This window comes from Arthrobacter sp. Br18, assembly GCF_000520555.1.
GTDB lineage: Bacteria > Actinomycetota > Actinomycetes > Actinomycetales > Micrococcaceae > Arthrobacter_D.
In genome coordinates this window covers 1-4786 of sequence record NZ_KI914879.1, presented here as the reverse complement: position 1 = coordinate 4786, position 4786 = coordinate 1, and the positions used below count along the sequence as shown (strand labels likewise).

At 67.2% G+C, this 4786-nt stretch carries 5 protein-coding genes; all 5 read right to left on the bottom strand.

Annotated elements, in window-relative coordinates:
• Positions 1-130: 130 nt before the first annotated feature.
• On the bottom strand, positions 131-940 hold the full coding sequence (hisN, locus tag Y704_RS0113285; protein ID WP_026550478.1) for a histidinol-phosphatase: 810 nt from the start codon (positions 938-940) through the stop codon (positions 131-133).
• A gap of 109 nt (positions 941-1049) precedes the next feature.
• A complete protein-coding gene (locus Y704_RS0113280) occupies positions 1050-1253 on the bottom strand; it encodes a cold-shock protein (RefSeq protein ID WP_026532371.1) in 204 nt (67 codons plus the stop codon).
• A 156-nt stretch (positions 1254-1409) separates the two neighbouring features.
• The gene (gene rsgA / locus Y704_RS0113275) at positions 1410-2543 is read right to left on the bottom strand and encodes a ribosome small subunit-dependent GTPase A (protein ID WP_026550477.1); all 1134 of its coding nucleotides are present in this window, start codon (positions 2541-2543) and stop codon (positions 1410-1412) included.
• Positions 2536-3951 (bottom strand): 3-phosphoshikimate 1-carboxyvinyltransferase, encoded by a 1416-nt coding sequence (gene aroA / locus Y704_RS21255; protein ID WP_081747650.1) that lies wholly within the window; start codon positions 3949-3951, stop codon positions 2536-2538. The genes rsgA and aroA overlap by 8 nt, the downstream gene beginning before the upstream one ends.
• A gap of 5 nt (positions 3952-3956) precedes the next feature.
• The gene (locus Y704_RS0113265; protein ID WP_026550476.1) at positions 3957-4505 is read right to left on the bottom strand and encodes a DoxX family protein; all 549 of its coding nucleotides are present in this window, start codon (positions 4503-4505) and stop codon (positions 3957-3959) included.
• Positions 4506-4786: the final 281 nt, after the last annotated feature.

Sequence of the window (4786 nt, the reverse complement as noted above, 5' to 3'; positions counted from 1 at the left end):
CCCTGTCATAGCGGCTGCTGCCGGTCCGGTAGCCCCGGGCCAGGTCGGTCCGGCGTTGCGCGGGGATTCGCGGTCCGCTGCGGGGAGTCGGGGGCGTGGAGGGCATGGGAGGGGTTCTGCTGTCGATCAGCTAGAGGAGGTCGTCGACGTCCGGGTTCAGGGTCCGGAGCACCTCGCTGTGCAGTGTGCCGTTGGTGGCGAGGGCGTTGCCGCCGAAGGGCCCGTCCACGCCGTCGAGCGAGGTGAAACGCCCGCCGGCCTCGGTGACGATGGGTACCAGCGCAGCCATGTCGTGCAGGTTGAGTTCGGGCTCGCAGGCGATATCGACCGCACCCTCAGCCACCAGGCAGTAGGACCAGAAGTCGCCGTAGGCGCGCGTCCGCCACACCTGGTCCGTGAGGTTGACGAACTCCGGGAGCGATCCGCGGGTCCGCCAGCCCGAAAGGCTCGAGTAGGACAGCGAGGCGTCCTGCAGTCGTGAGACGTTGGAGACCCGCAGGCGCGTTGCGGCGGCCAGGGACTTCCCGGTGAACGCGCCGGTCCCCGTTGCCGCCCACCACCGCTTGCCGAGGGCCGGCGCACTGACCAGCCCGACGACGGGCCGCCCGTTGTCCACGAGCGCGATCAGCGTGGCCCAGACCGGAACGCCGCGGACGAAGTTCTTGGTGCCGTCGATGGGGTCGATGATCCAGCGACGGGATCCAGCCCCGGTGCTGCCGAATTCCTCGCCCAGCACCGCGTCGCGGGGACGCGCGCGGGAGAGCTGCCCCCGGATGGCCTCCTCGGCCGATTTGTCGGCGTCGGTGACGGGAGTCAGGTCCGGTTTCGTTTCGATTCTGAGATCCAGTGCCTTGAAACGCGACATGGTCTGGTCGTCCACGGAGTCGGCCATGATGTGGGCGAGGCGCAGATCGTCGTTGTAGCTCTGGACAAAAGTCATTCCCTCAACCTATCGTCTGGCGTGCTTAAACGACCAAGGGCCACCAGCGGCGGATGCCGTGTTGGTGACCCTTGGTGGACCGCACGTGGGCGGCCGGAGGTTCTGGACCTTAGAGAACGGTGATGTTCTCGGCCTGGGGGCCCTTGGGGCCCTGGGTGGTCTCGAAGTTGACCTTCTGGTTCTCTTCGAGTGAACGGAAGCCGTTCGAGTTGATAGCGGAGAAGTGTGCGAATACGTCGGCGCCGCCGTCTTCGGGAGCGATGAAACCAAAGCCCTTTTCAGCGTTGAACCATTTGACTGTACCTGTAGCCATTTTGTTTTCCTTACCTTGTGAGAGCAGTTCCCGTACTTCGGGGCGCTCGTCGTGGTGTTCGTCTTCGCTTATCAAAAAAGCTTTCGAACTCCAGTTGGAGGATCAAGGCTTGAAATAAATGCGCAACACAACAACTGCATATAAGCCTAACAGAGTCTATTGGGTGCCCAGTTCCTTGGTGTCCATCGTCTGGGCCCGGGCGTCGGACATTCCAGCGCTGAGCAGGCGCCGCAGGGAGGCGAGGCGCACCGGACCCGACTCGCCCGCGGACCCCTCGGCAACCCACCCGTCAAGGCCGCAGTCCACCGCCTGGTCGTCGTGCTTGCAGCCCCGCTCGCACCGTTCGGTGCCAGGTTCAAGGTCCGGGAAGGCCTGGAGGATCCGGTCCGCCTCGACGTGGGCGAGGCCGAAGGAGCGGATGCCGGGGGTATCGATGATCCAGGTCCCGGCAGCGGAATCCGCGGCCTTCAGGGCAATGGCCGACGACGACGTGTGGCGTCCGCGCCCGGTCACCGCGTTCACCCCTCCCGTGGCACGCGTGGAGCCCGTCAGCGCGTTGACCATGGTGGACTTGCCGACGCCGGAATGTCCGAGGAGCACGCTGACCTGGCCGTCGAGCTCCTGCCGGAGAGCGTCGACAGCGGGGTGGGACAGCCTCGCCGACGCCCCGTCGTCGGACGTGGCCTCGATTCCTCCGGTGTCGGTGGCCGTCCCACTGATGATCACCCGGAGATCCAGGTGTTCGTAGTTCGCCAGCAGTTCCGCCGGATCCCGGATGTCGGCCTTGGTGATGCAGAGCAGCGGCGCGATGCCGGCGTCGTAGGCGGCCACCAGCGCGCGGTCGATGAAGCCCGTGCGCGGTTCGGGATTGGCCGCCGCAACGACGATCACGAGCTGGTCCGCGTTGGCGACGACCACGCGTTCGATCGGATCCGAGTCGTCCGCGCTGCGCCTCAGGACGGTTCGGCGTTCCTCGACGCGGACCAGACGCGCCAGGGAGTCTGGTCCGCCGGACAGATCGCCGACCAGCGCCACCAGGTCACCCGCGACGACGGCGCTGCGCCGCAGTTCGCGCGCCCGCGCCGCGACTATGAGCCGCTCGCCGGAAGTGTCCTCGTCCACGACGGCGGTGTACCGCCCGCGGTCGACGGTGACGATGCGGCCCGTCACGGCGTCGTCGTAGGCCGGTCGGTTCTTGGTGCGCGGCCGAGTGCCTTTCTTGTTGGGGCGGATCCGGACGTCGGACTCATCCCAGGCACGGGATCCGCGGCGATTTCCTGCCTCAGCCACGTGGGGTACTCCCGGCTGTCGTCTCCGCAGCACCGGCGGCGCCTGGACTGGTCGGTGATTGGGCTGCGCCGGTCCTCACCAGCCCGAGCCACAGTTCGGGAAATTCCGGCATCGTCTTGGCGGTGGTGCCGATATTCTCGATCTCGATGCCGTCGACGGCAAGCCCGAGAATTGCACCCGCAGTGGCCATCCGGTGGTCGTCGTACGTGCGGAACGTTCCGCCGTGCAGGGCAGCGGGCGTGATGACGAGCCCATCAGCAGTTTCCTGCACGTTCCCGCCGAGGGCGTTGATTTCGGTGGCGAGCGCGGCCAGCCTATCGGTCTCGTGGCCCCGGAGGTGGGCGATGCCCGTGAGAGTCGAGGGCGAATCCGCGAGCGCGCACAGTGCTGCCACGGTGGGGGCCAGCTCACTGGTGTCGGCGAAGAGGCCGCCCCGGATGGCCGGTCCGCCGGTGACGGTCAGGGTGCCTTCGATGAGCTCCACCGAGGCTCCCATCCGGGTGAGGATGTCGCGCCACTGGTCACCGACCTGCGTGGTGCCGGACGGCCAGTCCGGAATGCGCACGGTTCCCCGGGTCACCAGCGCCGCAGCGAGGAAAGGGCCTGCGTTCGACAGGTCGGGTTCCACCCGGGTGTCGAAGGCGGCGATCGGCCCGGGCGGGACAATCCAGTGGTCGGGAACGGACGTGTCCACGATGACGCCGACCGACCGGAGGACCTCCGCGGTCATGGTGATGTGGTCGAGGCTCGGCACGGGCTTGCCCACGTGTTCAAGGTGTAGCCCCCGGGTGAACCGGGCTCCGACGAGGAGCAGGGCCGACACGAACTGGGATGAAGCGGCCGCATCGATGACCAGATGCCCGCCGTCCACGGTTCCCGCGCCCTGCACGGTGAAGGGGAGTGAGCCTGAACCGTCGTCGTCGACGGTCATGCCGAGGCCTCGCAGGGACTCGATGATGGCAGCCATCGGCCGTTGCCGTGCATGAGGGTCGCCATCGAAGGACGTGGGCCCTTCGAGGAGGGCGGCGAGTGGGGGGACGAACCTCATCACGGTACCGGCGAGCCCGCAGTCTACGTGCCGCGGTGACGGGAATGGTTGTGGCTCCACTCGGAGCGGTTCGATCCGCAGATCCGGACCGTAGGCGCCTTTCCCTGCTATTTCCGTGACGACCGCGCCGAGTGACCGGAGGGCAGCCACCATGAGGGCGGAGTCGCGGGAATGCAGGGGATTGCGGAGCATGCTCGGTCCGTCGGCGAGCGCGGCGAGGATCAGGTAGCGGTTGGTGAGCGATTTGGAGCCGGGCACCTCGAGTGCGGCGTCGACCGGCGCCGCTGCGGGCGGCGCCGGCCAGAGCTTTCGGGCGGTTCCCTGTGCGGTGCCGGTGGCGCCGCCCGATGCGTCGTTCATGCCAGTTATGAACCCACCACGTCGGCGGCGGTCCTGCGGACGGCGGAATCGGCCTTCTTCAGCTGCTTGCGCGCATCCTTGCTGATGCCGACGGCGTTTTTCCTCGCGCCGGTGGCGAAGTGCTCGGCCCGCCACACGATGCCGGGGCGTCCGTTGGTGTCGACGGCGGCGAGGAGTACGGCTCCGATGAGCGAAAGGTTCTTGAGCAGCTGGCTGCGACGGGTCTTGCGCGCCTCGGGTGTCGACGAGTCGGCGGCGTTGAAGTCGGCCAGCGTGTTCACTGCTGCGGTCACGGCCAGGAGGGTGGCAGCAAGGCGGGAGAACCTGCCGATGGCGAGCAACAGGCCCGCGCCGACCTGCGTGGCGCCCAGCAGCTGAGCCACCTGCTTCTCGTTGCCCGTGATGGCAGCAGCCGACGGTACTGCCTTGGCGACTGTCTTCAGGACAGGCGCGAGCTGGGTTGCAGTGGCGCTGGTATTCCGCAGGCGCTCAACCCCTGAGAAAACAAAGCTGCTGGCGATGAGTGGTCGGGCGATAACGCGGACAAGGGTCACAACTGCCTCCTGGTTGCCGACGGGTCAGCGCCGGTTTTCGAAATGTCTGGGAACTTACTGGGCACGCTGAGTCTAGTTTTACATGCGACCGGCGGGTGCGGCGATCCTCTTCTCCCGCGCCTGCGGGTGTCTGCGCGGGGCCGGAGCCGTTTGGGGGAGTACTTGGAGGAATAAGCGGAGGTGCAGAGGAGTTGGACAGAGGGTAAAGCAACCCGGAACGGAAGGTGTATCAGTGGCGTCGATGACAGCCGACACAGCCGTGTCCCCCGACTTCCAGCTGG